Source organism: Streptomyces sp. NPDC045967, from assembly GCF_056430495.1.
In genome coordinates this window covers 539,414-565,654 of sequence record NZ_JBWKLE010000001.1, presented here as the reverse complement: position 1 = coordinate 565,654, position 26,241 = coordinate 539,414, and the positions used below count along the sequence as shown (strand labels likewise).

Sequence of the window (26,241 nt, the reverse complement as noted above, 5' to 3'; positions counted from 1 at the left end):
GGGCTCAGCCGGTCGATTCCACGCGCTTCTTCAGGCCGGCCAGGGCGCGGTCGATGATGACCTTCTCGGCCTTGCGCTTGATCATGCCGAGCATGGGGATCTTGACGTCCACGGTCAGCTGGTAGGTGACCTCCGTGCGCCGGCCTCCGTCGAGGGGGGCCAGCCGGTAGGAGCCGTCCAACTGGCGCAGCATCTGCGACTTGTCCAGGGTCCAGCCGACCTCGTGCTCGCCCTGCCAGCTGTAGGACAGGGTGTGGTCGTCCTTGATCGCGCCCGCGTCGAGCAGCAGCCGCACCTTTTCGGCCCGGCCGTCGGCGCCGGCGGCCAGTACCTCGGCCTCCTTCACCTCGCCGGTCCACTCCGGGTAGCGGGCGAAGTCTGCGATCACGGCCATCACCTCGGCCGGCGCAGCCTCGATCGTGATGCTCGAGCTGGTGTGTTCCGCCATCGCAGTCGATCCTCCGTCTGGGGGCACCTCCCAGCGTTCAGCTGGGGGAATTCGAGGAAGTGTGCGGCCTCCGGCCGCCGCCTCGAAGGCTACCGTGCGTGCGGGGCTCACCACTCCAGGGCCCAGGGCCTCCCGGTCGCCGCGAAGTGCCCGACGTTCACGCACTCCGTGCCGCCGATCCTCATGCGCCGGGCCAGCGGCTGGTGGACGTGCCCGAAGAGGGCGTAGCGGGGGCGGGTGCGCCGGATCGCGGCGAGCAGGGCCTCGCTGCCCCGTTCGAAGCGGCGGGCGACCGTGTCGTAGCAGAGCTCCGGCACTTCCGGGGGGATGTGCGAGCACAGTACGTCGACTTCGCCCAGCGCCTCCACCTTGGCGGCGTACTCCTCGACGTCCACCTCGTAGGGGGTCCGCATCGGCGAGGGCAGGCCGCCTCCGACGAAGCCGAAGACCCGGCCGCCGATCTCCACGCGCTGCCCGTCGAGCACGGTGAGGCCGGGCCGGTCGGCGTACTCCGGCCACAGGGACGGGATGTCGACGTTGCCGTAGGTGGCGTACGTGGGGGTGGGGAAGGCGGCGAACATCCGCGCGTACTGGCGGCGCACCGCCTCCTCGATCAGCCGGTCCCGGTCCCGCCCCGCCCACAGCTCCCGCCCGAGGTCGCGGGCCTCCTCGAAGCGGCGCGCGGTGCGCAGCTCGACGATGCGGTCGGCGTTCTCGACGCCGAAGAGGTCGGGGAAGATCCCGCGCGAGTGGTCGGCGTAGTCGAGGAAGAGGACGAGGTCGCCGAGGCAGATCAGCGCGTCCGCGCCGTCCCCCGCCCGGGCGAGGTCCTCGGTGTTGCCGTGGACGTCGCTCACGACGTGGACGCGGGTGCGGGCCGGGGAACGGCCCCCGGCGCGGCTCGATCCGCTCGTGTCCGACGTCCCGCCCCGCATGCTGCCAGCCATGCGGGTCACCCTAGGGCCGCGAGGGCCTCCGCGGGCAGTGGGGGTGCCGGATGACGGCCGGACCTGCGGTTACTTCCGAGTCGCCGACGCGGTCGACTACTGTCGGCGGGAAAGGGCCGGGGCATGTGACGCAGGGAACATCTGGCCGGTTCCCTCTATCCGGAACCCACTACCGGTGGGTAACGTCCGGTCGGTCCACATGGTGGCGATGGCGCCCAGAGGAGCAGCAGTCTTGCGCGAGTTCAGCCTTCCGGCCCTGTACGAGGTCCCGTCGGACGGGAACCTGACGGATCTCATCCGCCGCAACGCCGCGCAGCATCCCGACACCGCCGTCATGAGCCGCAAGGTCGACGGCCGGTGGCAGGACGTGACCGCGACCGAGTTCCTGGCCGAGGTCCGGGCCGCGGCCAAGGGACTGATCGCGGCGGGCGTGCGGCCCGGCGACCGGGTCGCCCTGATCTCCCGCACCCGCTACGAGTGGGTGCTGGTCGACTTCGCGATCTGGACCGCGGGCGGCGTCACCGTCCCGGTGTACGAGACCAGCTCCCCCGAGCAGATCCAGTGGATCCTCGGCGACTCCGGCGCCGTCGCCGCGGTCGTCGAGAGCCCCGGGCACGGCGCGGCCGTGGCCTCGCTACGCGACCGGCTGCCGGACCTGCGCGACGTCTGGGAGATCGAGCAGGGCGCCCTGGAGGCCCTGAAGGCCGCGGGCGCCCAGGTCACCGACGCCGAGGTCGACGAGCGCAGCAGCCTGGCGTGCGCCGACGATCCGGCCACCATCGTCTACACCTCCGGCACCACCGGCCGCCCCAAGGGCTGCGTGTTGAGCCACCGCAACTTCTTCGCGGAGTGCGGCAACGCCGTCGAGCGGCTGAAGCCGCTGTTCAGGACCGGCGAGTGCTCGGTCCTGCTGTTCCTCCCTGCGGCGCACGTCTTCGGCCGCCTGGTGGAGGTGGCGGCCGTGCTGGCGCCGATCCGGCTGGGCTGCGTACCGGACATCAAGAACCTGACCGACGAACTGCAGTCCTTCCGGCCCACCCTGATCCTCGGTGTGCCGCGCGTCTTCGAGAAGGTCTACAACTCGGCGCGCGCCAAGGCGCAGGCCGACGGCAAGGGCCGGATCTTCGACGCGGCGGCGGAGACGGCCATCGCGTACAGCCGGGCCCTGGACACCCCCCGCGGGCCGTCCCTCGGCCTGAAGCTGAAGCACAAGGTCTTCACCAAGCTCGTCTACGGCAAGCTGCACGCGGTCCTCGGCGGGCGCGGCGAGTACGCCATCTCCGGCGGCGCGCCGCTCGGCGAGCGGCTCGGGCACTTCTTCCGCGGCATCGGCTTCACCGTGCTGGAGGGCTACGGCCTGACCGAGTCCTGCGCGGCGACGACCTTCAACCCGTGGGACAAGCAGAAGATCGGTACGGTCGGCCAGCCGATGCCGGGCTCCGTGGTGCGCATCGCGGACGACGGCGAGGTCCTGCTGCACGGCGAGCAGATCTTCTCCGGGTACTGGAAGAACGAGACGGCGACGGCCGAGGCGCTCACCGACGGCTGGTTCCACACCGGCGACGTCGGCACCCTCGACGAGGACGGTTACCTCACGATCACCGGGCGCAAGAAGGAACTCATCGTCACCGCGGGCGGCAAGAACGTCGCGCCCGCCGTGATCGAGGACCGGATCCGCGCGCACGCACTGGTCGCGGAGTGCATGGTCGTCGGCGACGGGCGGCCGTTCGTGGCCGCGCTGGTCACCATCGACGAGGAGTTCCTCGGCCGGTGGGCCGCGGAGAACGGCAAGCCGGCCGGTGTGACGGCGGCGGAGCTGCGGGACGACGCGGAACTCAACGCCGCCGTCCAGCAGGCCGTCGACGACGGCAACGCGGCGGTCTCCAAGGCGGAATCGGTGCGGAAGTTCCGCATTCTGCCCGCCCAGTTCACAGAGGAGTCAGGCCACATCACGCCTTCGCTGAAGCTCAAGCGGAACGTGGTCGCCAAGGACTTCGCGGACGAGATCGACGCCCTGTACCGGGGTTAGCCGGCGTCGGCCGCGAGCCGGGGCCCGTCCGGCGGGTCAGGGCCGGGCGGGCTGGTCCTCGGCGAGGATCCGGGGCATGTTCCGCTCGGCGAAAGCGATGACGGTGACGGTGACGGTGACGAACGGGTTCGCGCCGAGCGAGCCGGGGATCAGCGTGCTGTCCACCACGTACAGCCCCGGGTGGCCCTCGACCCGGCCGAAGAGGTCGGTGGCCCCGCCGAGCACGCAGCCGCCGAGCGGGTGGTACCGCGAACTCGGCTGCGCGCGACCCTTCCTGGGCGCCGGGACGCCTCGGCACCACCGAGCTCCCGCTGCGCGCCCGCGAAACGGGGACAGGCGGACTCCAGGCCGATCCGGGTGAAGCCGAGTGCGGCGGCAGTCGTCAGTGCGCCGGGGCCCAGGAATTGACGCTGCGTCAGGTTGGGTGTCATGGCCGCATGACGGGCGGAATCAGCCCCTCCACCCCTACGCCACCCTGCCGGACAACTGAGAGGCAGTCAGCCATGGCTGCCGGGCCGGACCGGGTCGGCGTGCGCGCCGCCGCCGCTGTCGGGGCGCCACCCCCGCACCCCGCGCCTCACACGCCGGCGGGGCCGAACGCGGCCCCGGCGACGGCGCCGCACCGACCCGGCGGCCGGGTGGGGCCCAGGGAGGCCGGAGCAGGGCGCGGGGCGGGTCAGGCGTGGGGCGGGGGCCCGCAGGCGCGGCGGGTCCCGCAGGCGGGGGTCAGAGCAGGTCGCGGAGGCGCGTGGCCAGGAGGTCCCAGCGCCAGCGCTCCTCGACCCAGGTCCGGCCCCGCTCGCCCATCCGGGCCCGCAGGTCCGGGTCCTGGAGCAGGGCCACGATCCGCTCCGCCGCCTCGTCGGGGGCTCCGCCCCGGACGACCCAGCCCGTCTCCCCGTCCAGCACGGCGTCCGGCGCCCCGCCGGAGTCGCCCGCGACCACCGGCAGCCCCGTGGCCGACGCCTCCAGGTAGACGATGCCCAGACCCTCGACGTCCAGCCCGCCCCGCCGGGTCCGGCACGGCATGGCGAAGACGTCCCCCGCCCCGTAGTGGGCGGGCAGGTCGGACCACGGGACCGGCCCGGTGAAGACCACCGCGTCCGCGACGCCCACGGACGCCGCCAGCGCCCGCAGATCGGACTCGTACGGACCACCGCCCACGATCAGCAGCGCCGCGTCGGGCACCGCCGCCCGGATCCGCGGCATCGCCTCGATCAGCGTGTCCTGGCCCTTGCGCGGCACGAGCCTCGACACGCACACCACCACCGGCCGGTCTGCCAGCCCGAGCCGCGCGCGGACCCGGGCCCCGCCCGACTCCGGGTGGAAGGTCTTTTCGTCCACCCCCGGCGGCAGCTGCACCATCCGCTCCGCCGCCGCGTCCGTCAGCGCCGAGGCGATCCGCGAGCGCGTGTACTCCCCCAGGTAGGTCAGGGTGTCGGTGCCCTCGCCGATCCGGCGCAGCAGCTGCCGCGCCGCCGGCAGCTGGGCCCAGCCCGCCTCGTGCCCGTGCGTGGTCGCCACGATCCGCCGGGCGCCGGCCCGCCGCAGCGCCGGCCCCATCAGCCCGAGCGGGGCGGCCGCGCCGAACCACACGGACTCGCAGCCGTGTTCGCGCAGCAGGCCCACAGCCCGCCGCGTCACGCGCGGGGTCGGCAGCAGCATCGTCGTGGGGTCGCGCACCACCGGGAAGGGCTGCTCGGCGTCGAAGGCCGCGGTGGCCTCGCGACCCTCCGCGGACCGCTTCCACGTGGAGGCGTAGACGACGACCCGGTCGGGATCCAGCCGCAGCGCCATATTGTGCAGGAATGCCTGGATGCCGCCCGGTCGCGGGGGAAAGTCGTTGGTCACGATCAGCGTCTTGTGCATGGCCTGCCGACAGTACCGGACGGGCGCCGCGCTCAGCGGAGCCAGTCGCCAAGGGCCTCCTGCCAGGCCCTCGTGAGCCCTGCCGGGTCCATGCCCAGTGCCCCGTCCAGGGCCGTCGGCAGCGGCTCGCGGCCCGCCCGCTCGTACAGGCCGACCAGCGCCTCCGGGCCCCACCTCTCGGCGATCAGACGGCAGGCCAGCCACGCGCCCTCATACGCCCGGGACAGTGCCTGCGGGTCGCCGCCGAAGGCGAAGTCCCCCGTCGCGGGCAACGCGGGGGGCACCTCGCCCCGCCGTACGGCCCGGGCCAGCGCCGGGGCGCCCTGCTCGGGCGTGGTGGAGCCGCCGCGGTACGCCGCCCAGTCCGCGAAGCCCTCGGAGAGCCACAGCGGGGTGCCGGCCGTGGTCGCCGCCCGGGTGGCGACGTGCGTGACCTCGTGGGTCAGCACGATCCGCCGGCCCGCCTCGCCCAGCTCGGCGTACCCCTCGGGGTTGACGACGACCCGGTCCGCGGGGGCGGGCCCCGCGCCCACCCGGCCGGTGGTGACCGCGCCCAGGCCCCGGTAGGCGTCGGCCGGGCCGCCGAGCAGCTCCGCCATCCGCTCCAGCGAGCCGGGGACCAGCACGACCACCCGCCCGGCCCACGGCCGGGGCCACGCGGCGCTCGCCGCCGGCACCGCCCCGTCCGCCACGGCGGCGATCTCCCGCAGGGCCTGCGGGCTCTGCCCGGCGCCGCCCAGCACCAGCGCGTGCGCGCCCCGGACCACGGACACCGGCCCCTGGTCCCACAGCTGCGGCGGCGTGCCCGGGGCGGGCCGCTCGGCGGCGACCCGCCACCTGCCGCCCGCCTCCCGCAGTTCAAGCTCCCGGGCCGAGCCGGCCGGGGCCGGGTCGTAGCCGGTGATCCGGTAGCGCAGCTCGGCCCGGACGAGGGCCCGTACGCCGTCCCGCCGCACCGAGGCGACCTCGTACGCCCAGCCCTCCACGGGGATCCCGGCGAGCCGCTCGGGCGGCGTCCTCGACCACTCGGCCACCGCCCGGCGGACGTCCCCGGCGGCCGTGTCCGCGGGCCGTACCGCGCAGCCGGCCGCCAGCAGGCACAGCAGGAGCGGCAGGAGCGGCAGGGCGCGGACGGGACGGCGGGGCGGGGGCATCAGCCGATCGTACGCAAGGGCGCCCGCCCCGGGCTCAGGGCCGGGTCACGGCCGACACCGGCATCATCCCGACCGGGTCGTAGCGCACCCGGGCCCCGGGGTAGGGGGCGTGCACCACCTGACCGTTGCCGACGTACATGCCGACGTGGCTGGCGTCGGAGCGGTAGGTCACCAGGTCGCCGGGGCGGGCCTGCGACAGCGGCACCTGGCGGCCGGCGTGCCGCTGGGCCTGCGAGGTGCGCGGCAGGGAGACCCCGGCCTGCCGGTAGGACCAGACCATCAGGCCCGAGCAGTCGAATCCGGACGGGCCGGTGGAGCCCCACACGTAGGGGCGGCCGACCGCGGCCCGGGCCGCCATCACGGCCGCCGCGGCGCGGCCGGAGGAGGGACCCGCGGACGACAGGTCGGGCAGCGCGTCCGGGCGGCCGCCCGAGCGGGAGGCACGCTCGAAGTCGGCCCTCTCCTCGGAGGGCATGGCGTTGAGCAGCCGCTGGGCCGCCGCGAGCTTGGCCGTGACCGAGCGCTTGTGGCGGGCCACGTCGGCGCGCAGCGCTTCGAGGTCGGCGAGTTTGCGGGAGGCGGCGCGGCGCTCCTGGCCGAGCCGGCGCTGCTCCTCGCGCAGTGCGTCCAGCTGCCTCGCCTGACGGCCCGTCAACCGGTCCAGGGCGGCGGCCCGCTCCAGGTACGCGTCGGGGTTCTCGGCCAGCAACAGGCCGACGGCGGGGTCGATGCCGCCACTGCGGTACTGGGCTCCCGCGAAGGTGCCGAGCACGCCCCGCATGGTGTTGATGCGCTCCTGACCGCGGGCGACGGCGTCCTGCGCCCGGTCGACCTCGGCACGCAGCCGGTCGGCCTTCTCACCGGCCTCGTTGAAGCGCTCGGTGGCCTGCTCGGCCTCCTCGAAGAGCCGGTCGACCATGGCCCGCGAGCCCGCGGCGGGGTCCTGCGGCAGGCCGGGGGCCGCGAGGGCGGGTGCACCCGCCATGGCGACCGCTGCGGTGGCCGCGGCGGCGGTGAGGACGGTGACCTTCGTGTTCCGGTCGAGGCTGCCGGGCCCGGGCCGGCGATGGGACGCCACGTGAAACCGCTCCCTTCCGCTGGGCGTGGCCCGGGTCCGCCCCCCGTGGACGGACGTGTGCCGGGGTACGCGCTGGCAGACAGTAGCCGCGCCGGTGGGCACCGGCCAACGACCGCCGGGGGGCGCACACACGGACGCCCCGCCGGAGATGCAGGTCACCGGCGGGGCGCGGGGTCGGGGCGGCGCCCCGCAATTCGCCCGGATGGGCGGTGTGCGGGGCGGCTCGTGCGGGGGCTCGGCGGGTCAGCCGATGCGCACGCCGAACTGGAACGGCATGTTGTCCATCGACTCGTACTTGACGCCGCCGCGCGGGTTCGAGGCGTGCAGCGTCATGTTGTTGCCGGCGTAGAGGCCGACGTGGTGCAGGTCGCCGTAGAAGAAGACCAGGTCGCCGGGCTGGAGCTGGCTGCGGCTGATGCGCGTGCCGTCGTTGGCCTGCGTGTAGGTCACGCGGCTGATGCTGACGTTGGCCTGGGCGTAGGCCCACTGGGTCAACCCGGAGCAGTCGAAGGAGTTGGGGCCCTCGTGTCCGGATATGTAGGCGCTGCCGACCTTCGTCTTGGCGGCCGCGAGGGCGGCCCCGGCGCGGCCGGAGGCCTTGACGTTGCCGAGGTCGACGCGCTGGCCGTCGGCGCGGCTCGCGCGGGTCTCCTCCTCCTTGAGGGCGGCACGCTCCTGCGCGGTCAGGGAGTTGAGCAGGGCCTGGGCCGCGGCCAGCTTGTCCGTCGAGACCTTCTTCTTCTCGGCGAGCTCCTTGCGGGTGGCGTCGAGGTCGGCGAGCTTGCCGGCGGCCTCCTGGCGCTGCTGCGCGAGGGTGCGCTGCTTGGCCTGGATCTTGTGGACCGCCTCGACCTGCTTGCCGCTCAGGTGCTCCAGGGAGGAGGCCTTTTCGAGGTAGCTGTCGGGGTCCTCGGACAGGAGGAGGGCGAGCGACTCGTCTATGCCGCCGTTGCGGTACTGCGCGCTCGCCATCGAACCGAGCGTGCCCCGCAGCTCGTTGAGGTCGCCCTGACCGCGGGCCACCTGGTCCTGGAGCTGCCCGATCTCCTTCTCCAGGGTCTCCTGGCGCTCCTTGGCCCCGTTGAACTTCTCGGTGGCCTGCTCCGCCTCTTCGTAGAGGGCGTCGACCTGGGCCTTGACCTCGTCCTTGCTCGGCTTGCCGGGAGCGGCGGAGGCGTTCTGGGAGAAGAGGGCGACGGCCGCGGCGGCGGTCGCCGTCACCACGGTCACACGAGCGCGGTTCGGCTGCTTGGGTCGACGGTGGGACGCCACGAAGGCGAGCTCCTTCTTCCTCGAGCCGCCGAAGAACGCAACTCGGCAGCACCTCCGCCGCCACCCCGAATGGGTGATCCACCGCACGAAGGTTTGAGCAGACCCTAGTGACCCATCTGTGATCAGTTCAAATCCTGTCGGCAAAAAAGTCGGTCTCCCACCAGCTTCTTTACCTACAGCGCACGCTCTGTGCCGGGCACTTGACGGTACGTTCCCCAGCACCCCCGTCAATTCGGGCATGCGGGGCAGGAGTTACGAAACGCGCGAAAGCCGCTTCAGCAGCAATGCGGACGCCACCGGTCGCGCACCCGCCTTGGCCACCCCGTCGGCGACCTCCCGGTCGGTCGAGACCACGACCACCGGGCGCCCGGGCGGCTCGGCCCGCACCAACTGGCGGATCAGCTCGTCCGCCGTCACCCCGGCCTTGGAGAACAGCACCCGCACCCCGCGCGGCGGCGCGAGCAGCACCGGGGCGGCCAGTTCCGCCCCGTCGAAGACGCACGTCATCTCGGCGCCCGTCTGCGCGGCCAGCATCGACAACCCGCCCAGCAGCCGCAGCCGCTGCTTCTCCAGCGGCATCGTCGGATAACCCGTCTTGGTCACGTTGTAGCCGTCGACCACCAGATGGGCCTGCGGCAGCGCCAACAGCTGGTCCAGCAGCGCCGGATCGGTCTCCGACAGGGCGCGCGCCGCGATGTCCTTCGGCGTCATCCGCCCCGGCTCCACCGCGTCCACCGTGTCGGCCGGCCGGGTGTTCACCGGCGGCAGTGCCAGCTCGCGGCGCAGTCCCGCCGCCGCGTCCAGCACGGTGTCCAGCAGCAGCCGCAGCCGCATGTCCTCGATGCTGCGCCCCTCGCGGGTGGCCCGGCGCGAGGTCTCCAGGGACGCTTCCACCTCCGCCAGCCGGGACTTCAGCCGCCGGGTCTCGCTCTCGGCGGCGGCCACCCGGGCGGCCGCCTCCCCGCGGATCCCGTCGATCTCCGCGTTCACCTTGCGCAGGGCCGCCTCGCCGCGCTTGACGTCGCTGAGCGCGCTGCGCAGTTTGCGCTGAAGCGATTCGGCTTCCCTGCGGGCCTCCTCCAGATCGGCCCGCACCTGTTCACCGCCGGACCGCTGCAGGTCCCGTACCTGCTCCAGCTCCTCGCGCAGCCGGTCCAGCTCGCGCCGGGTCTCCTCGCCGACCCGCTCGGCGTCGGCGCGCTGCGCCTCCTCGCCGGCGGCGGCCACCAGCTTGACCCAGCCGACGGGGCGCAGGACGTACGCGGCGGCCGCCACGTCCAGCGGGTCCGCGGCGGCGGGCGGCGCACCGGACTCCAGCGCGCCGGCCAGCTCCGCCTGCGCCTCGCGCAGCTTCTCGGCGACCCGGCCGCGGAACACCGGGTCGGTCTCCACCGCCGCGGCCATCGCGTTGCCCGCGAACTTGGCGCGCCGGGTCGGGGTGAAACGGGCGTACTGGCGCAGCTGCGCCGGGAGGTCCGCGACCGTCAGTCCGCCGAAGGCGTCCGAGACGAGCGCGACGACCCGGCGCCGCACACCTTCCGGCAGCGGGCGGTCGAGCACCTCGGCGGCGTCGCCGGCCGCACCGGCCGGCTCAGCGCCGCTTGCTGGCTCCACAATCCGTCACCCCTACCGTGTTCTCCCTGTGGGCGGGGCTCCGTCAGGAGTCCGCGCCCGGCCTGTCCACGAGCTCGATCTGGTCCACCGCGTTGCACCAGCGGCAGCGGACCGACTCGATGGTCTCATTGACCACCTCTCGCTCCTCGACCTTGGGCTCCCCGGCGAGGTCCAGGTGGACGTACTCCACGACCTTCGACGATCGGGTGACGTCGAAGCGCGTGAGGTTGCCGCACAGGGTGCAGCGCCACCGGGTGGTGTCGGTCGGCAGGGGAACCGTCATCAGGCCGCTCTCTCCTTCGTAGCTGTTTCAATTAAAGCCGTCTGCTGAGCCGTCCGCGCCGATTGGCCGGACGCCGGCTCGTAACCCTACGGCCTGCCACCGCCCCGGGAGAGGTCGGTTGCGTCATGCTCTGTCACATGATCGTAAGGTGGCAGGCCGTCCGCGAGGCCGCCCGGGGACCCGTCGTCACCCATGCGCTGATCGCGGGCTGCGCCGTGGTGTTCGTCCTCGGCCCCGCGTCGGGCCTGAACCCGGCCTACGGGACGGGCGAGGGACTGCTGGCCGCCGGGACCGACTACTTCCAGCGCTGGGGCGTGGTCCCCGACGAGTTGTTCAGCGGCCGCCCACGGGCCTGGCTGACCCCTCTGACGGCGCTCTTCGTCCACGGCAGCTGGCTGCACCTGCTCGGCAACATGCTCTTCCTCTACGTCTTCGGCGCGATGGCGGAGGAGCGGATGGGCCGGCCGGCGTTCCTCGTCTTCTACGTCGGGACGGGCTACGCGGCCCTGGCGGTGTACGCGGCGGCGAACGCGGGGTCCTCGCAGACGCTGGTCGGGGCGTCCGGGGCGATCTCCGCGGTGCTGGGCGCCTTCCTGTACCTGCTGCCCCGGGCCAGGGTGACGAGCCTGTTCCCGTTCCTGTTCTTCCTGCCGCTGCGGTTCCCGGCGTGGCTGGTCCTGCTGTTCTGGTTCGCCCTCCAGGGGGTGGCCGCGCACCGGGCAGGCAGCGGTCCCGGGGTCGCCTACCTGGCCCACCTCGTGGGCTTCTCCGTCGGCTTCCTGTACGCGTGGGCGCGTTATCGGGCTACGACTACAGTGGTGCGACCAGCGACGGCCATCGAGGGAGACAGCCAGCCGTGATCACCGCGATCGTGCTCATCAAGACCAGCGTGGACCGCATCCCCGAGATCGCCGAGTCCATCGCCGCGCTGGACAGTGTCAGCGAGGTCTACTCCGTCACGGGGACCTACGACCTGATCGCGCTGGTCCGCGTGGCCCGCCACGAGAACCTGGCGGACATCATCCCGGGAAGCATCAGCAAGATCCCGGGCGTCGAGGCCACGGACACGCACGTGGCGTTCCGCACGTACTCCCAGCACGACCTGGAGGCGGCGTTCGCGATCGGCCTGGACGCTTAGCGCCGGGCTCCGGCCGGTCTCCCGGGGCTCCGCCCCGCACCCCGCGCCTCAATCGCCGGCGGGGCTGCACTTCCCGGCCCTGGTCTCGGCCTCCCCCGCCCCACGCCGCGGCGTGGGGCGGGGGTGCGCAGGAGGGTCCCCGCAGGACGAGCGCGCAACCGGGGTTTCCCGTGCGAAGCCGGCGCGAAGTGCGCGAGCCGAGGAGACACTCCGGAGCGGCCCCGCCCCACGGGCGAAGCCTGGGCCAATCAAGCCCCCGCCGGCAATTGAGGCGCGGGGTGCCGGGCGGAGCCCCGGGACGGTCGGCGGGATCAGACCGCGGGGACGCAGCGGCCCTCTTCCGTGCGGTACTGCCACTTCGCGCCGTCCGCGACCAGTTCCCGTACCGCCCGCACGAAGCGCTCGACGTGCTCGTCGGGCGTGCCCGCGCCGAAGCTGACGCGGATCGCGTTCAGCGAGCGCTCCCCCGGCGCCGCCTCGGGGGCTCCGCACTCGCCCTGGGCCTGCGGCTCGCTGCCCAGCAGGGTGCGTACCAGCGGGTGTGCGCAGAACAGGCCGTCGCGGACGCCGATGCCGTACTCCGCGGAGAGCGCCGCGGCGAAGTGGGAGCTGTTCCAGCCGTCCACCACGAAGGAGATGACGCCGACGCGCGGGGCGTCGTCCCCGAAGAGGGACAGGACGCGGACCGCCGGAACCTCGGCCAGGCCCTCGCGGACCCGTCCGATCAGCCGGCGCTCGCGGGCGACCAGCGCGTCGAAGCCCGCCTCCGTCAGGGCGCGGCAGGCGGAGGCGATGGAGTAGACGCCGATGACGTTCGGGGAACCGGCCTCGTGGCGGGCGGCCGTGGTGTGCCACTCGACGTCCACGCCGCCGTCCCCGCGCCGGGCCACCTTCCGCGAGGCCCCGCCGCCCGCCAGGTACGGCTCGGCCTCCTGCAGCCAGTCCGCGCGGCCGGCGAGCACGCCCGAGCCGAAGGGGGCGTAGAGCTTGTGGCCGGAGAAGGCGACCCAGTCCACGTCCAGGTCACGGACCGAGACGGGGTGGTGCGGGGCGAGCTGCGCGGCGTCCAGGACGATCCGCGCGCCGTGGGCGTGCGCGGCCTCGGCCAGCTCCTTGACCGGCCACAGTTCACCGGTGACGTTGGAGGCACCGGTGACGCAGACCAGCGCCGGGCCTCGGCTCGAGGAGCCGGGCGACGGAGCGCGGTCGGCGAGCGCCCGCTCCAGCGTGGCGACGGCCTCGTCCGGGGTGCGGGGCGCGTCGAGGTAGGTGACCTGGGCGTCGGTCCACGGCAGCAGCGAGGCGTGGTGCTCGGTCTCGAAGACGAAGACCTGGCAGCCGGCCGGCAGGGCGGACGCGAGCAGGTTCAGGGAGTCGGTGGTGGACCGGGTGAAGACGACCTGGTCGGCGGGGCGGCAGCCCAGGAACTCGGCGACCGTGGCGCGGCTCTGCTCGAAGAGGTCGGTGGAGAGCTGCGAGAGGTATCCGGCGCCGCGGTGGACGCTGCCGTAGTACGGGGCGTACGCCGCCACGTCGTCCCAGACCCGCTGGAGGGCCGGGGCGCTGGCCGCGTAGTCGAGGGCCGCGTAGGTGACCTCACCGCCGGTGACGAGCGGGACGGTGACGTCCCGGCCGAGGACCGGCAGCGGTTCGGCACAGGCCGGTCCGTCGGTGGACGGGGCGGCGGGGACGGCGGTGGCGGCGGCGTTCAGGGAAGCGGACATGGCGGAATCTCCCGGCAGGCAGGGGTGAATGGCTTCGGTGTGCCCGTACGCGGCCGCGGCGCGACGCCGTGCGGCGCAGTACGGGAAGTCCTCGGGCCGGACGGGGGTACGCGGAAGCGACCCGCGGTCCGAGGGGGAAGAAGGGGCGTGAGTCGCCCTATCGCATTCGCTTGCTCACGGAAAAACGCTCCTCGAGAGACCAGGACCCCTGGTGTCGAGGGATCCGCGCTTGCCGTAGACCTCGCTGCCTACGGCCTGGTCATCACCCGGGGCACCCCGCCACGGAAGGAGGGTTGCCGGACAGCAAGCCGGGGCCTAAACGCTGTCACTCGTGACCTGGTCAGCATCCTGCCACAAGATCCCCCGCGCGCAAGACCCCGGTCCAGCATGCGGACCGGGGTCGTGGGCGGGAGCGCTCAGGCGTTGCTGGCCGCCACCCACCGCTCCAGGGCGGCGCGGGCCGCGCCCGAGTCGACCGACTCGGCCGCCCGGGCGATGCCCGCCCGGATCTGCTCCTCCAGCGTCCCGGTGCCTGGGTCCAGCGCCACCAGGGCCGCCGCGGAGTTCAGCAGGACCGCCTCGCGGACCGGTCCGCCCTCGCCGGCCAGCAGGCGACGGGCGACATCGGCGTTGTACGAGGCGTCCGCGCCGCGCAGCGCCGACACGTCGACCAGCGGGACGCCCACGTCGCGCGGGTCGAAGGACTGCTCGCGGACCTCGCCGTCGCGGACCCACCACACCCGCGAGGTGGCCGTCGTGGTCAGTTCGTCGAGCCCGTCGTCGCCGCGGAAGACGAGCGCGGAGGAGCCGCGTTCGGCGAGCACTCCGGCCACGATCGGGGCGACCCGGGGGTCGGCGACACCCGTGGCCTGCGCGCGGACCCGGGCCGGATTGGTCAGCGGGCCGAGGAAGTTGAAGGTGGTGCGGATGCCCAGCTCCTTGCGGGCCGCCGCGACGTGCCGCAGCGCCGGGTGGAACTTCACGGCGAAGCAGAAGGTGATGCCGGCCTCCTCCACGACCTCCGCCACCCGCGCGGGGGTGAGGTCCAGGTTGACGCCGAGCTTCTCCAGCACGTCCGAGGAGCCGCTCGCGGAGGACGCCGCCCGGTTGCCGTGCTTGACCACCTTGGCGCCCGTACCGGCCACGACGATCGCGGACATGGTGGAGATGTTCACCGTCTTGGCCCCGTCGCCGCCGGTGCCGACGATGTCCACCGTCCGGCCCGGCACCTCGATGAGGTTGGCGTGCCCGTACATGGCGCGGACCAGGCCGTTGATCTCGGCGACCGTCTCCCCCTTGGCCCGCAGCGCGACCACGAAGCCGGCGATCTGCGCGTCCGTGGCCTCGCCGCGCATGATCCGGTCCATGGCCCAGGCGGTGTCCTCGGCGCTCAGGTCCCGGCCGCTGAGCAGGGCGTCGAGCAGGCCCGGCCAGCCGCGGGCCGCCACGCTGTCGCCGCCTGCCGGGGTCGCAACGTTCATGGTCCGCTCCTGCTGGTCGTCGGGGGTTCCACGGCGAATGGGAAGGGCTTCAGCCTATCCAGCCCGCGAGACGGCGAAGAGCCCCGTCCAGACACTGGACGGGGCTCTCGCCGTGGCGACACCGGGGCCGGCCGTGACCGGCCCCGAGCGGGATCAGTGGTGGCCGTGGCCGCTCTGGATCTCCTTGTACTCCTCCACCGTGGGCTTCGGAATCTGGTTGTTCTCGGCGTAGAAGCCCTTGCTGAGCTTCGCGCGCAGCTTCTCGCCGAGCTTCACCTTGCGCTCGACGCCGTTCTCGTCGACCGTCGGGCCGACCTCGATCGGCTGGTACTGCGTGTACGAGGTGAGGGTGTGCAGCTTGTCCTGCGAGAGCGGCTCGTGGACCTCGACGAACTCACCGTGCGGCAGGCGCTTGATGATGCCGGTCTCGCGACCGTGCAGCACCTTGTCCCGGTCCCGGCGCTGGAGGCCGAGGCAGATCCGCTTGGTGACGATGAAGGCGAGGACCGGGACGACGAAGAAGCCGATCCGGACGAACCAGGTGATCGAGTTGATCGAGAGGTGGAAGTACTGCGCGAACATGTCGTTTCCACCGCCGATCAGCAGGACGATGTACTCCGCGATCCAGGCGACGCCGAAGGCCGTACGGGTCGGGACGTTGCGCGGGCGGTCCAGCAGGTGGTGCTCGCGCTTGTCACCGGTGACCCAGGACTCGATGAACGGCCAGACCGCGATCGCGCCCAGCACCAGCGGGAAGAGCACCAGCGGGATGAACACGCCCAGCACGAGCGTGTGGCCCCACATGTTGATCTCCCAGCCGGGCATGGCACGGATCAGGCCTTCCGGCATGCCCATGTACCAGTCGGGCTGCGCACCGGTGGACACGTGGTCCGGGCGGTACGGGCCGAGCGCCCAGATCGGGTTGATCGAGGCGATCGCCGCGACGGCCGCGATGACACCGAAGACCAGGAAGAAGAAGCCTCCGGCCTTGGCCATGTAGACCGGCAGCAGCGGCATGCCGACGACGTTGTTGTTCGTCTTGCCGGGGCCGGGGAACTGGGTGTGCTTGTGGTAGAAGACCAGGATCAGGTGGGCCACCAGCAGGCCCATCATGATGCCGGGCAGCAGCAGGATGTGCACCGAGTAGAACCGCGCGACGAAGTCGCCGCCCGGGAACTCCCCGCCGAACAGGAACATCGACAGGTAGGTGCCGACGACCGGGACGGACAGGATGGCGCCCTGCATGAAGCGGACACCGGTACCCGAGAGCAGGTCGTCCGGCAGCGAGTAACCGGTGAAACCGGTGAACATGCCGAGGACCAGCAGCAGGAAGCCGAAGATCCAGTTGACCTCGCGGGGCTTGCGGAACGCGCCCGTGAAGAACACGCGCATCATGTGCACGATCATCGCCGCGACGAAGATCAGCGCGGCCCAGTGGTGGATCTGACGGATGAGCAGACCACCGCGGACGTCGAAGCTGATGTCCAGGGTCGAGGCGAAGGCCTCGGACATCATGACGCCCTGCATGGGCACGTACGAGCCGTGGTATTCGACCTCGTTCATGCTCGGGTGGAAGAACAGCGTCAGGTACACACCCGTGAGGATGATGATGATGAAGCTGTAGAGGCAGATCTCACCCAGCATGAAGGACCAGTGGTCCGGGAAGATCTTGCGCATGTTGGCCTTGGCGAGGCCGTAGATGCCCAGGCGGCCGTCCGCCCAGTCCGCCACGCGCTCGCCGGCCGGCGCTTTGCGCGCCTTGGTGTCAGTGGTCGCAGTACTCATCCGCGCTCCCAGAATGCAGGGCCGACGGGCTCTTCGAAGTCGCCGAGCGCTTCGAGGAAGCCTTCGTCATTGACACCGATCCGCAGCTGCGGAAGCGCGTGACCGGCCGGGCCGAAGATGACACGGGCGCCGTCGGAGAGGTCGAAAGTGGACTGGTGGCACGGGCAGAGCACGTGGTGCGTCTGCTGCTCGTACAGGCTGATCGGGCAGCCGACGTGGGTGCAGATCTTGGAGTAGGCCACGATCCCGTCGTGGGACCACTCCAGCTCCCGCTTGTCCTTGATGTCGTCCGGCTGGATGCGGACGATCATCAGGGCGGCCTTGGCGATCTGGACCTGGAAGTCGTGCTGGTGCTCGTCCAGGCCCTCCGGCATGGCGAACGTCAGCGAACCGACGAGCACGTCCTCGGGACGCAGCGGCTCCATCGTGTTCTGGTTGATGAGCAGCTTGCCCTTGGCCCACAGGGTCTTGCGCAGCTTGTCCTCGGGCAGCGGGCCCAGGTCGCGCATGATCACGACGGCGGAGAGCGGCAGCATGGCCAGCGCACCCAGCAGGGTGTTGCGGATCAGCGGGCGGCGGGCGATGCCCGACTCGGACGCGCCGTCCCGGAAGTCCTGCATGACCTGCGCCTTGACCTCCGGCGGAGCGGCGATCTCGTGGCGCTCGGCGGCGACCTCGACGTCGGACATCAGGGTGCGGGCCCAGTGGACCGCGCCCGCGCCGATGCAGAACAGCGCCGTGCCCAGCGTCATGCCCAGGGCGAAGTTGAGCGCGCTCACCTTCCCGATCGGGAAGATGTACACGATCTTGTCGACCGGGAAGATCACGTAGGAGGCGATGAAGGCCACCGTGGCCAGCATCGACAGCGTGAACAGCATCGCGACGGTGCGCTCGGAACGCTTCGCGGCCCGCTCGTCGATGTCCTGGATGCGCGGCTTGTGTACCGGCAGGCCGGGGTCGGCGAACGGGTCGTCCGCGACGGCCACGGCACCGTGGTGCGCGTCGCCCTGCTCGCTCGGCAGGTGCTTCTCTTCGGGAATGTCTTGACTCATGACTTCTTGGCCTTAGCGGTGTGGGCCGCGACCCAGACGGCAACGGCGATCAGCGCACCCAGACCGAAGATCCAGCCGAACAGGCCCTCGGAAACGGGACCGAGGCCGCCGAGCTTGAGGCCACCGGGGTTGGTGGACTTCTCGCCGTTGACGTTCTCGAGGTACGCGATGATGTCCTTCTTCTGCTTCTCCGGCATGGTGCTGTCCGGGAAGGAGGGCATGTTCTGCGGGCCGGTCAGCATGGCCTCGTAGATGTGCTTGGGCGAGACGTCCTCAAGGTTGGGGGCGTACTTGCCGTTGGTCAGAGCGCCGCCCTCGCCGGTGAAGTTGTGGCACTGCGCGCAGTTGTTGCGGAACAGTTCGCCACCGTTGGCGACGTCGGCGCCCGCCGGGTCGTACTGCTTCTCGGTCGGCGTGATCGGACCGGCACCGAGGGAGGCGATGTACGCCGCCAGCTGGTCGATCTGCGCCTGCGAGTAGACGACGGGCTTCTTCGGCACCTGGACGCCGGGCTGCTGGGCGGGCATGCGGCCCGTGCTCACCTGGAAGTCGACGGCCGCGGAGCCGACGCCGACCAGGCTGGGGCCGTCAGTGGAACCCTGACCGCCGGTTCCGTGGCAGCTTGCGCAACCCACGGCGTAGAGCTTCTTGCCCTCCTCGATGGCGAGGGACTGGGCGGTTTCATCGGCCTGCGCCTTGCCCGCGGGCGCGAAGGCGGCGTACAGCCCCCCAGTGGCCGCCAGCGCGAGGAGTAGAACGACGACCGCCGCCAGCGGATGGCGTCGTCGTGCGGAGAGCTTTTTCACGGATTACCCCGGTGTCAGGATCTTCTGCGTCGGTGTGTCTGGATGGAGTGCCGGGTCGCGCCCGGTGACGTTTTCGCTACTTGATCAGGTAGATCGTCGCGAAGAGGCCGATCCAGACGACATCGACGAAGTGCCAGTAGTAGGACACGACGATGGCCGACGTGGCCTGTTCGTGGGTGAACCTCTTGGCCGCGTACGTCCGGCCGAGGACCAGCAGGAAGGCGATGAGACCGCCCGTCACGTGCAGACCGTGGAACCCGGTGGTCAGGTAGAAGACCGAGCCGTACGGACCGGACGAGAGGCTCATGCCTTCGTGCTTGACCAGCTCGGTGTACTCGAACACCTGGCCGCCAATGAAGATCGCACCCATGACGAACGTGATGATGAACCACGTCCGGAGCTTCTTCACGTCACCGCGCTCGGCGGCGAACACGCCGAGCTGGCAGGTGAGCGAGGAGAGCACCAGGATCGTCGTGTTCGTCGCCGAGAAGGGCAGGTTCAGGCTCGCGGCCTGTTCTGTCCAGTACTCGGCGCCCGTCACGGATCGCAGGGTGAAGTACATCGCGAAGAGGGCCGCGAAGAACATCAGCTCGGAACTCAACCAGATGATGGTTCCGACGCTGACGAGGTTCGGCCGGTTGACCGTCGGGTGCGCGTGCCCGGTATCTACTGTCGTTGCTGTCGCCACGACCGACATTATGTCGGTCGCTTATCCCGCCCTCACCCCGGGGGGTGCCGTTCGGAGTGTCCGGGGCGTGTGCAAGGCCCGAACGGCCCATCAGATGAGCCAATGAGCGTCTCGTGCGAGGGTGGTCGAAGCGATGTTGACGGCGCAGCGGGAGGAGTAGCATCCCGCGCAACATCAACGTGATTCACGTGACACGTGGAGGAACGAAATGCGGGCGACTGCGCGGGTTCTGGTCTACAGCGATGACGCGGGCACCCGGGAGCAGGTGCGGCTGGCGGCAGGGCGCAGGCCGGCCGCGGACCTGCCGCCGGTGGAGTTCCTGGAGTGCGCGACGCTGCCGGCGGTCCTGAGCGAGCTGGACGCGGGCGGCGTGGACCTGTGCGTCCTGGACGGCGAGGCCGTCCCGGCCGGGGGCATGGGCGTGTGCCGGCAGATCAAGGACGAGATCTTCCGGTGCCCGCCGGTGCTGCTGCTGATGGGGCGCCCCCAGGACGCCTGGCTGGCCACGTGGAGCCGAGCGGACGCCGCCGTCACCCTTCCGGTGGACCCGGTGGAGTTCCCGGCCGCCCTGGCGGCCCTGCTGCGCTCCCGGCTGTCCTCCTCGGCGGCCTGACCGCGCGTCGGCCGCCCGGCGGGGCGTCCGCGGGCCCACGGGGTTCCGCGGGCCCGCCGGCGGGCCGGGGCGGGGTCGGGGGGCGGGCCGGTGGGCCCGGGTCAGACGGTGGGCCGCAGACGGGCCTGGTCGACGGGGCTCCGGCCTTCCTCGGTGCCCTTGAGGAGGGCGCTGCCCTGGCGCCAGTCCTTCCAGTCCATGTTCCAGTCGCCGAAGCCGTTGCCGAAGATGTCCATGTCGTCGCCGATGCTGTTGATCACCTCGACGACATCGCCCTCGGTGATGTTCTCGTAGAACCAGGCGGCGTTGCCGGTGCTCATGCCGGTGCAGCCGTGGCTGACGTTCGCATAGCCGTGCGAGCCGACGGACCACGGCGCGGCGTGGACGTATTCACCACTCCAGGTGACGCGCGTGGCGTAGTAGACGGGCAGGTTGTAGTACTCGCTGCCGCCGATGCCGACGGTGTCCCCGCGCATCTGCACGTAGTACTGCTTGCCGAGCACGACCTTTTTGCCGTTGCGGGTGGAGAAGCCGGGCTTGCCGGTGGTGACCGGGATGGAGTTGACCACTTCCCCGTTGCGCTTGAAGGTCAACCAGTGGGACGCGGCGTCGGTGGTGACCTCGACGCGGTCGCCGATCTGCAGCTTCAGCGGCTTGGCCGCGGCCCCGTAGAGGCTGTCGTGGATCCTGACGCCCTCCAGGTTGCTCCGTACGGAGACCTCGCTGTGGGCGGGCCAGTACTCCTTGGGCCGGTAGTGGAGCTTCTTGTCGTCGACCCAGTGCCAGGCGCCCTCGACGCCGGCGGGGGCGTCGACGATCAGGCCCCGTTCGATGACGCCGCGGGCGGCCTTGTCCTTGACGGGCTCGCTGAGTTCGGCCGTGAGGGGCTGTCCGACGCCGTACTTGCCCTCCTCCGGCCCGAATTCGACCTTCAGGACGCCTTTGGCCGGGGTCGTCTCGAACGAGAGCGTGCGCTGCCCCGGGGCGCCGTCGGCGTTCTCGGTGCTGACCGTGACCGTGTAGCGGACGCCCGCGGCCATGGACACCGTGTTGTGCCAGCGGTCGCCCTTGGCGGACAGTTCGCCCGCCAGGCGGCGCCCGTGGGTGTCCACGACGGTGACGTCGGTGATCCGTGACTCGCCCCCCTTCGTCGTGATCTCGAGGGGCTTGCCCGGGTCGATCGGGCGGCTGCCGGCGGCCTGGTTGAAGGCGATGTGCCCACCCGCGTCGTACGGACGGGCTGACAGCGGGTTGTCGCCGGACCCGCATGCGGTGGCGCCGGCCCCGAGGGACGCGACCAGCAGGGAGCAGCTGAGTACCGTCCAAAGACGCGGTGAGTGCTTCATGGAGCCAACGCTATGAAGATATGACAATTACGGCGCGCGGGGTGACTGCAAATGAGGGGCCCGGACTCCTCCGAAGAGGTGTCCGGGCCCCTGGTGCACCGCGTGTCGCAGGTCTCGCTACTGGTTCTGGTTCTCACCGCGGTAGTACTCGTACACCCAGCCCCACAGGCCGATCATGATGATCGGGGCCGAGAAGTACATGAGCCACCAGCCGAAGATGACGCCCATGAACGCGAGCGCGCCACCGATGCCCAGCGAGAGCGGCTGCCAGCTGTGCGGGGCGAAGAAGCCCAGCTCGCCGGCCTCGTCGGCGACGTCGGCCTCCAGGTTGTCCTGGGCCATCTCGTCGACGCGCTTGGCCGTGAAGGCCAGGTAGTAGCCGATCATGACGCTCAGGCCGAAGGCCAGGAAGAGCGCGGTGGTGCCGACGGGCTCCTTCGACCACACGCCGTACACGACGGCCATGATCAGGATGAAGAAGGAGAGCCAGAGGAACATCTTGCCCTGGATCTTCACTTGCCGGCCTCCTTGCCGCTGGTGACGGCCTCACGCCCGGCGTGGTCCTCGAGGTGGTCGAGGGCCGCGATCTCCGGGTGGTGCAGGTCGAACGCCGGGGACTCGGAACGGATCCGCGGCAGGGTGAGGAAGTTGTGCCGCGGCGGCGGGCAGGAGGTCGCCCATTCGAGCGAACGGCCGTAGCCCCACGGGTCGTCGACGTCGATCTTCTTGCCGTACTTCGCCGTCTTCCAGACGTTGTACATGAAGGGCAGCATCGACATGCCGAGCAGGAACGAGCTGATCGTGGAGATCGTGTTCAGCGCGGTGAACCCGTCGGCGGCGAGGTAGTCCGCGTAACGGCGCGGCATGCCCTCGGCGCCCAGCCAGTGCTGCACCAGGAACGTGCCGTGGAAGCCGATGAACAGCGTCCAGAAGGTGATCTTGCCCAGGCGCTCGTCCAGCATCTTGCCCGTGAACTTCGGCCACCAGAAGTGGAAGCCGGCGAACATCGCGAAGACCACGGTGCCGAAGACGACGTAGTGGAAGTGCGCGACGACGAAGTACGAGTCGGAGACGTGGAAGTCCATCGGGGGCGAGGCCAGGATGACGCCGGTCAGGCCACCGAAGGTGAAGGTGACCAGGAAGCCGATCGTCCAGAGCATCGGGGTCTCGAAGGACAGCGAGCCCTTCCACATGGTGCCGATCCAGTTGAAGAACTTCACACCGGTCGGTACCGCGATCAGGAAGGTCATGAAGGAGAAGAACGGCAGCAGCACACCGCCGGTGACGTACATGTGGTGGGCCCACACGGTCACCGAGAGGCCGGCGATCGCGATCGTCGCGGCGATCAGGCCGATGTAGCCGAACATCGGCTTGCGCGAGAAGACCGGGATGATCTCGGAGACGATGCCGAAGAACGGCAACGCGATGATGTACACCTCCGGATGCCCGAAGAACCAGAAGAGGTGCTGCCACAGCAGCGCTCCGCCGTTCGCGGCGTCGAAGATGTGCGAGCCGAACTTGCGGTCGGCCTCCAGCGCGAAGAGCGCCGCGGCCAGCACCGGGAAGGCGAGCAGGACCAGGACACCGGTCAGCAGCACGTTCCAGGTGAAGATCGGCATGCGGAACATCGTCATGCCGGGAGCGCGCATGCAGATGATCGTGGTGATGAAGTTGACCGAGCCGAGGATCGTGCCGAAGCCCGAGAAGGCCAGACCCATGATCCACATGTCGGCGCCGATGCCCGGCGAGCGGACCGCGTCCGACAGCGGGGAGTAGGCGAACCAACCGAAGTCGGCGGCGCCGTTCGGCGTCACGAAACCGGCCACCGCGATGGTCGAGCCGAAGAGGTACAGCCAGTACGCGAACATGTTCAGCCGCGGGAACGCCACGTCGGGCGCGCCGATCTGCAGCGGCATGATCCAGTTCGCGAAGCCCGCGAAGAGCGGGGTGGCGAACATCAGCAGCATGATCGTGCCATGCATGGTGAACGCCTGGTTGAACTGCTCGTTCGACATGATCTGCGTGCCCGGACGGGCCAGCTCGGCGCGCATGAAGAGCGCCAGCAGGCCGCCGATGAGGAAGAACACGAACGAGGTGACCAGGTACATCGTGCCGATGGTCTTGTGGTCGGTGGTGGTGAGCCACTTCACGACCACGTTGCCCGGCTGCTTGCGCCGTACCGGCAGCTCGTTCTCGTACGAGTCGGCTGCGGCGGCACCCTGGGATTCGTTGAGGATGCTCACAGTTTGTTCACTTCCGCATTCCGGGCCGGGTCGGTCTGCTGGATGCCGGCGGGCAGGAAGCCGGTCTGGCCCTTCTCGGCCAGCTCCTTCAGGTGCGCCCGGTACTTCTCGGGCGAGACCACCTTGACGTTGAAGAGCATCCGGGAGTGGTCGACGCCGCAGAGCTCGGCGCACTTGCCCATGAAGGTGCCCTCTTGGCTCGGGGTGACCTCGAAGACGTTGGTGTAACCCGGGATGACGTCCTGCTTGAACAGGAAGGGCACCACCCAGAAGGAGTGGATGACGTCGTTGGACGACAGGATGAAGCGGACCTTCTCGCCCTTGGGCAGGACCAGGGTCGGGCCCGGGTTCCCGGTCTGCGGGTTCCGGTCGCCCGGAACGCCCTTCTGGTAGACGCCTTCGGCGCCCGCCGGGAAGTCCTTGGTGTAGCGGTCCGGGAGGGAGGCGAGCTCCTTCGGGACCTCACCCGCCTTCGGGCTCGCCGTGTTGCCGTCGACGTCCTCGATGTAGTTGAAGCCCCAGCTCCACTGGAAGCCGATCACGTTGATCGTGTGCGTCGGCTTCGAGAGGGCGAGCAGCTTCGACTCGTCACGCGCGGTGAAGTAGAAGAGCACCGAGACGATGATGAGCGGGACCACGGTGTACAGCGCCTCGATGGGCATGTTGTACCGGGTCTGCGGGGGGACCTCCACCTTCGTCCGGCTGCGCCGGTGGAAGATGACACTCCAGATGATCAGGCCCCAGACCAGGATGCCCGTGATCAGCGCGGCCGCCCAGGATCCCTGCCACAGGGAGAGGATGCGCGGCGCCTCCTCGGTGACCGGAGTCGGCATTCCGAGGCGGGGAAAGTCTTGCCAGTTAAGCGAGCAACCAGTGGCGGTCGCCAGGACCGCGCCCGCAGTCAGCGCCTGCAGCAGCTTCCGCCGCATCGGGCGCCGCGGCGAGCGGTCGGAGCCGTAGGGACTCACGTAGCGCCTTCCCGAGAGTCTCGGCCCGCGCGGCCGGCCGCGGCCGTGTTCGGGTCGGTCGCCGGCCCTGACGCAGGCAGGGGTTTGGATGTTTATGCGGACCAAACCCTACTGGACGCTATTTGGGGTCGCGCGGGGAGGGTGCCCAACGCGCCGCTACTGCCCCCGAAGGGATGGATCCGCCGTCCGGGGGATGCTGCGAGTGACCCCGGACGGCGGCCACATGGAGCCATCTGACGGCCCCTGACCTCGGTCTCTCCCGGCCGCCGGTTAGCGTGCGCGTATGCCGTACTTCGACACCGCCTCCGCCGCCCCGCTGCACCCCGTGGCCCGGCAGGCCCTGCTGGCCGCGCTGGACGAGGGCTGGGCCGACCCCGCCCGCCTGTACCGGGAGGGCAGGCGGGCCCGGCTGCTGCTGGACGCGGCGCGGGAGGCGGCGGCGGAGGCCGTGGGCTGCCGGCCCGACGAGCTGGTGTTCACTCCTTCGGGGACGCACGCGGTTCACACGGGGATCGCGGGGGTCCTCGCGGGCCGCCGGCGCGTGGGCGGCCATCTGGTCCTCTCGGCGGTCGAACACAGTTCCGTGCTGCACGCGGCGCAGGCGCACGAGGACGCCGGGGGCACCGTCACCGAGGTCCCGGTCGACCGGTACGGCGCGGTGACGGCCGCCGGCTACGCGCAGGCCGTGGGTCCGGCGACCGCGCTGGCGTGCCTGCAGTCCGCCAACCACGAGGTGGGCACGGTCCAGCCGGTGGCGGAGGTGGCCGGGGTGTGCGCGCAGGCGGGGGTGCCGCTGCTGGTGGACGCGGCGCAGTCGCTCGCGTGGGGGCCGGTGGAGGGGGCCTGGTCGGTGCTGGCCGGCAGCGCGCACAAGTGGGGCGGCCCGCCCGGGGTGGGGCTGCTGGCGGTGCGCAAGGGCGTCCGGTTCTCCGCCCGACACCCGGCGGACGAACGGGAGTCCGGCCGCTCCCCCGGCTTCGGCAACCTGCCCGCGATCGTGGCGGCGGCGGCGTCCCTGCGGGCCGTGCGGGCCGAGGCCGGGGCGGAGGCGGCCCGGCTGCGGATCCTGGTGGACCGGATCCGGCGGCGGGTGGTGCGGCTGGTCCCGGACGTGGAGGTGGTCGGCCATCCGGACCACCGGCTGCCGCACCTGGTCACCTTCTCCTGCCTGTACGTCGACGGCGAGAGCCTGCTGCACGAACTGGACCGGGCCGGCTACTCGGTCTCCTCGGGCTCCTCCTGCACCAGTTCGACCCTGACCCCCAGTCATGTGCTGCGGGCCATGGGGGCGCTGTCGGAGGGCAACGTACGGGTGTCGCTGCCGCCGGGGACCACGGCGGAGGAGGTCAACGGGTTCCTGGAGGTGCTGCCGGGGGCGGTCTCCGGGGTGCGCGAGCGGCTGGGCGCGGCCCCGGCCGCCCCGGCGGACCCGGAGCCCGGGACGGGACCGCGGGACCTGGAACTGGACGCGCTGGGGCTGCGGTGTCCGCAGCCGGTGATCGAGTTGGCCGCGGCGATCGGGCGGGTGCCGGTGGGGGGCACGGTCACGGTCGTCTCCGACGACGAGGTCGCCCGGCTGGACATCCCGGCGTGGTGCTCGATGCGCGGCCACGCCTACCTCGGCGAGTCCGAGCGCCCCGCGGGCACCGCCCACACCGTCCGCCGCCTCGTCTGAGCCCGCCGTCGTCCCGGGGCCCGGGAGC

The 26,241-nt window shown here is 71.4% G+C and carries 23 protein-coding genes, 1 pseudogene and 1 riboswitch; of the genes and pseudogenes, 5 read left to right on the top strand and 19 right to left on the bottom strand.

Features of this window, described 5'->3' with window-relative positions:
• Positions 1-4 precede the first annotated feature (4 nt).
• Positions 5-448, bottom strand: a complete 444-nt coding sequence (locus AC07FY_RS02740) for an SRPBCC family protein (protein WP_478999412.1) — start codon at positions 446-448, stop codon at positions 5-7.
• Positions 449-555: 107 nt separating this feature from the next.
• Positions 556-1,383, bottom strand: a complete 828-nt coding sequence (locus tag AC07FY_RS02735; protein WP_478999872.1) for a metallophosphoesterase family protein — start codon at positions 1,381-1,383, stop codon at positions 556-558.
• 244 nt (positions 1,384-1,627) lie between these two features.
• On the opposite strand from AC07FY_RS02735, the gene AC07FY_RS02730 reads away from it, so the two are divergent.
• Entirely contained in the window at positions 1,628-3,424 is a 1,797-nt protein-coding gene (locus AC07FY_RS02730; protein WP_478999410.1) for an AMP-dependent synthetase/ligase, read from the top strand.
• A gap of 36 nt (positions 3,425-3,460) precedes the next feature.
• Here the strand turns inward: AC07FY_RS02730 and AC07FY_RS02725 are convergent.
• The 7 genes and pseudogenes from AC07FY_RS02725 to AC07FY_RS02695 form a co-directional block, all read right to left on the bottom strand.
• A pseudogene (locus AC07FY_RS02725) lies at positions 3,461-3,670 on the bottom strand (GMC oxidoreductase); the annotation flags it as partial.
• 480 nt (positions 3,671-4,150) lie between these two features.
• Complete coding sequence (locus AC07FY_RS02720; protein WP_478999409.1) at positions 4,151-5,293, bottom strand: glycosyltransferase family 4 protein; 1,143 nt, start codon at positions 5,291-5,293, stop codon at positions 4,151-4,153.
• A gap of 32 nt (positions 5,294-5,325) precedes the next feature.
• Positions 5,326-6,447, bottom strand: coding sequence for a hypothetical protein (locus AC07FY_RS02715; protein WP_478999407.1), 1,122 nt, complete (start codon positions 6,445-6,447; stop codon positions 5,326-5,328).
• A 34-nt stretch (positions 6,448-6,481) separates the two neighbouring features.
• The gene (locus tag AC07FY_RS02710) at positions 6,482-7,525 is read right to left on the bottom strand and encodes a C40 family peptidase (protein WP_478999405.1); all 1,044 of its coding nucleotides are present in this window, start codon (positions 7,523-7,525) and stop codon (positions 6,482-6,484) included.
• A 243-nt stretch (positions 7,526-7,768) separates the two neighbouring features.
• Positions 7,769-8,797: a C40 family peptidase gene (locus tag AC07FY_RS02705; protein WP_478999403.1), complete on the bottom strand. Its 1,029-nt coding sequence runs from the start codon at positions 8,795-8,797 to the stop codon at positions 7,769-7,771.
• Positions 8,798-9,049: 252 nt separating this feature from the next.
• Positions 9,050-10,414 carry an NYN domain-containing protein gene (locus tag AC07FY_RS02700; RefSeq protein WP_478999869.1) on the bottom strand — a complete coding sequence of 455 codons (1,365 nt, stop codon included), beginning with the start codon at positions 10,412-10,414 and terminating at the stop codon, positions 9,050-9,052.
• Positions 10,415-10,454: 40 nt separating this feature from the next.
• Entirely contained in the window at positions 10,455-10,694 is a 240-nt protein-coding gene (locus AC07FY_RS02695) for a hypothetical protein (protein WP_008738811.1), read from the bottom strand.
• 125 nt (positions 10,695-10,819) lie between these two features.
• Between AC07FY_RS02695 and AC07FY_RS02690 the strand changes: the two genes are divergently transcribed.
• Together AC07FY_RS02690 and AC07FY_RS02685 are read left to right on the top strand one after the other, a co-directional pair.
• Positions 10,820-11,554: a rhomboid family intramembrane serine protease gene (locus AC07FY_RS02690; RefSeq protein ID WP_478999401.1), complete on the top strand. Its 735-nt coding sequence runs from the start codon at positions 10,820-10,822 to the stop codon at positions 11,552-11,554.
• Positions 11,551-11,832 (top strand): Lrp/AsnC ligand binding domain-containing protein, encoded by a 282-nt coding sequence (locus AC07FY_RS02685; protein WP_267798581.1) that lies wholly within the window; start codon positions 11,551-11,553, stop codon positions 11,830-11,832. Before AC07FY_RS02690 ends, AC07FY_RS02685 begins: the two co-directional genes overlap by 4 nt.
• Before the next feature lie 311 nt (positions 11,833-12,143).
• On the opposite strand, the gene AC07FY_RS02680 is transcribed toward AC07FY_RS02685, so the two are convergent.
• The 6 genes from AC07FY_RS02680 to ctaE form a co-directional block, all read right to left on the bottom strand.
• The gene (locus AC07FY_RS02680; RefSeq protein ID WP_478999399.1) at positions 12,144-13,556 is read right to left on the bottom strand and encodes an aminotransferase class V-fold PLP-dependent enzyme; all 1,413 of its coding nucleotides are present in this window, start codon (positions 13,554-13,556) and stop codon (positions 12,144-12,146) included.
• 220 nt (positions 13,557-13,776) lie between these two features.
• A riboswitch (SAM riboswitch) is annotated at positions 13,777-13,893 on the bottom strand.
• 79 nt (positions 13,894-13,972) lie between these two features.
• The gene (trpD, locus tag AC07FY_RS02675; RefSeq protein ID WP_478999397.1) at positions 13,973-15,037 is read right to left on the bottom strand and encodes an anthranilate phosphoribosyltransferase; all 1,065 of its coding nucleotides are present in this window, start codon (positions 15,035-15,037) and stop codon (positions 13,973-13,975) included.
• Between the two features lie 153 nt (positions 15,038-15,190).
• Positions 15,191-16,822: a cytochrome bc1 complex cytochrome b subunit gene (gene qcrB / locus AC07FY_RS02670; RefSeq protein ID WP_478999395.1), complete on the bottom strand. Its 1,632-nt coding sequence runs from the start codon at positions 16,820-16,822 to the stop codon at positions 15,191-15,193.
• Positions 16,819-17,874, bottom strand: a complete 1,056-nt coding sequence (gene qcrA, locus AC07FY_RS02665; protein WP_478999393.1) for a cytochrome bc1 complex Rieske iron-sulfur subunit — start codon at positions 17,872-17,874, stop codon at positions 16,819-16,821. The genes qcrB and qcrA overlap by 4 nt, the downstream gene beginning before the upstream one ends.
• A complete protein-coding gene (gene qcrC, locus AC07FY_RS02660) occupies positions 17,871-18,680 on the bottom strand; it encodes a cytochrome bc1 complex diheme cytochrome c subunit (RefSeq protein WP_478999391.1) in 810 nt (269 codons plus the stop codon). Before qcrC ends, qcrA begins: the two co-directional genes overlap by 4 nt.
• A 76-nt stretch (positions 18,681-18,756) precedes the next feature.
• Positions 18,757-19,377: an aa3-type cytochrome oxidase subunit III gene (gene ctaE, locus AC07FY_RS02655; RefSeq protein ID WP_478999389.1), complete on the bottom strand. Its 621-nt coding sequence runs from the start codon at positions 19,375-19,377 to the stop codon at positions 18,757-18,759.
• A gap of 199 nt (positions 19,378-19,576) precedes the next feature.
• On the opposite strand from ctaE, the gene AC07FY_RS02650 reads away from it, so the two are divergent.
• Positions 19,577-19,981, top strand: a complete 405-nt coding sequence (locus AC07FY_RS02650; RefSeq protein WP_478999387.1) for a hypothetical protein — start codon at positions 19,577-19,579, stop codon at positions 19,979-19,981.
• Positions 19,982-20,082: 101 nt separating this feature from the next.
• On the opposite strand, the gene AC07FY_RS02645 is transcribed toward AC07FY_RS02650, so the two are convergent.
• From AC07FY_RS02645 to ctaC, 4 genes are all read right to left on the bottom strand, one after another.
• Positions 20,083-21,327 (bottom strand): L,D-transpeptidase, encoded by a 1,245-nt coding sequence (locus AC07FY_RS02645; protein ID WP_478999385.1) that lies wholly within the window; start codon positions 21,325-21,327, stop codon positions 20,083-20,085.
• A gap of 117 nt (positions 21,328-21,444) precedes the next feature.
• Positions 21,445-21,843, bottom strand: coding sequence for a cytochrome c oxidase subunit 4 (locus AC07FY_RS02640; protein ID WP_362596884.1), 399 nt, complete (start codon positions 21,841-21,843; stop codon positions 21,445-21,447).
• Positions 21,840-23,570 carry an aa3-type cytochrome oxidase subunit I gene (gene ctaD / locus AC07FY_RS02635; protein ID WP_478999383.1) on the bottom strand — a complete coding sequence of 577 codons (1,731 nt, stop codon included), beginning with the start codon at positions 23,568-23,570 and terminating at the stop codon, positions 21,840-21,842. Before ctaD ends, AC07FY_RS02640 begins: the two co-directional genes overlap by 4 nt.
• A complete protein-coding gene (ctaC, locus tag AC07FY_RS02630; protein ID WP_478999381.1) occupies positions 23,567-24,538 on the bottom strand; it encodes an aa3-type cytochrome oxidase subunit II in 972 nt (323 codons plus the stop codon). The genes ctaD and ctaC overlap by 4 nt, the downstream gene beginning before the upstream one ends.
• Positions 24,539-24,821: 283 nt before the next feature.
• Between ctaC and AC07FY_RS02625 the strand changes: the two genes are divergently transcribed.
• A complete protein-coding gene (locus AC07FY_RS02625) occupies positions 24,822-26,213 on the top strand; it encodes an aminotransferase class V-fold PLP-dependent enzyme (protein WP_478999379.1) in 1,392 nt (463 codons plus the stop codon).
• The last annotated feature ends 28 nt before the right edge of the window (positions 26,214-26,241 follow it).

What these genes read in the sequence shown, in the direction of transcription:
- AC07FY_RS02715 (WP_478999407.1), bottom strand. Translation starts at nt 6,447, where the DNA reads ATGCCCCCGCCCCGCCGTCCCGTCCGCGCCCTGCCGCTCCTGCCGCTC.
- AC07FY_RS02625 (WP_478999379.1), top strand. Translation starts at nt 24,822, where the DNA reads ATGCCGTACTTCGACACCGCCTCCGCCGCCCCGCTGCACCCCGTGGCC.
- trpD (WP_478999397.1), bottom strand. Translation starts at nt 15,037, where the DNA reads ATGAACGTTGCGACCCCGGCAGGCGGCGACAGCGTGGCGGCCCGCGGC.
- qcrB (WP_478999395.1), bottom strand. Translation starts at nt 16,822, where the DNA reads ATGAGTACTGCGACCACTGACACCAAGGCGCGCAAAGCGCCGGCCGGC.
- AC07FY_RS02645 (WP_478999385.1), bottom strand. Translation starts at nt 21,327, where the DNA reads ATGAAGCACTCACCGCGTCTTTGGACGGTACTCAGCTGCTCCCTGCTG.
- AC07FY_RS02720 (WP_478999409.1), bottom strand. Translation starts at nt 5,293, where the DNA reads ATGCACAAGACGCTGATCGTGACCAACGACTTTCCCCCGCGACCGGGC.
- AC07FY_RS02740 (WP_478999412.1), bottom strand. Translation starts at nt 448, where the DNA reads ATGGCGGAACACACCAGCTCGAGCATCACGATCGAGGCTGCGCCGGCC.
- qcrA (WP_478999393.1), bottom strand. Translation starts at nt 17,874, where the DNA reads ATGAGTCAAGACATTCCCGAAGAGAAGCACCTGCCGAGCGAGCAGGGC.
- AC07FY_RS02680 (WP_478999399.1), bottom strand. Translation starts at nt 13,556, where the DNA reads ATGTCCGCTTCCCTGAACGCCGCCGCCACCGCCGTCCCCGCCGCCCCG.
- AC07FY_RS02735 (WP_478999872.1), bottom strand. Translation starts at nt 1,383, where the DNA reads ATGCGGGGCGGGACGTCGGACACGAGCGGATCGAGCCGCGCCGGGGGC.
- ctaE (WP_478999389.1), bottom strand. Translation starts at nt 19,377, where the DNA reads ATGTCGGTCGTGGCGACAGCAACGACAGTAGATACCGGGCACGCGCAC.
- AC07FY_RS02690 (WP_478999401.1), top strand. Translation starts at nt 10,820, where the DNA reads ATGCTCTGTCACATGATCGTAAGGTGGCAGGCCGTCCGCGAGGCCGCC.
- AC07FY_RS02650 (WP_478999387.1), top strand. Translation starts at nt 19,577, where the DNA reads ATGCGGGCGACTGCGCGGGTTCTGGTCTACAGCGATGACGCGGGCACC.
- AC07FY_RS02695 (WP_008738811.1), bottom strand. Translation starts at nt 10,694, where the DNA reads ATGACGGTTCCCCTGCCGACCGACACCACCCGGTGGCGCTGCACCCTG.